Source organism: Spirosoma soli (assembly GCF_042684525.1).
GTDB classification, from domain to species: Bacteria; Bacteroidota; Bacteroidia; order Cytophagales; family Spirosomataceae; genus Spirosoma; species Spirosoma soli.
Genome location: NZ_JBHULN010000064.1, coordinates 1 through 570, shown reverse-complemented (window position 1 = coordinate 570; position 570 = coordinate 1). Strand labels below are relative to the sequence as shown.

Below are 570 nucleotides of genomic sequence, written 5' to 3'. Positions count from 1 at the left end.
AAAGCACCCCAAACATTGTAGTTAATAGCGCGGGGGCTTACTCGGTAACGGTGACCTCGGCCAACGGCTGCTTTGCTACCACGACGACAACCGTGCTAAGCGACACGGCGTTGCCAACGGTAACGGCCAGTGTGAGCAACGAGTTGAGCTGCACGGCTCTGACGGCCACCATCAGCACGACGGCCAGCCCAGGGGTGACTTACCTGTGGAGCAACGGGGCGACCACACCAACCATCTCGGTGAGCGTAGCGGGTCCGTACTCGGTGACGGTAACGGCCCAGAACGGTGGCAAGGCGTCGGTAACCACGACGGTCTTCAGTGACACGGCGGCCCCGACGGTAACGGCCTCGGTGAGCAACACTTTGACTTGTACTCAGCCCACGGCAACTGTTACGGCCACCGTACCAGGCAATGGGGTGACTTACCTGTGGAGCACGGGCGAAACGACTTCGAGCATCTCGGTGAGTGTGGCGGGTCCGTACTCGGTGACGGTAACAGGTACCAACGGCTGTACAGCGGTGACCACAACCAACGTTATCAGTGATACGGCCGTGCCAACGGTAACGGCTT

General features: G+C 60.4%; 1 pseudogene. It reads left to right on the top strand.

Annotated elements, in window-relative coordinates:
- Positions 1-570, top strand: a pseudogene (locus ACFSUS_RS29105) (hypothetical protein); the annotation flags it as partial.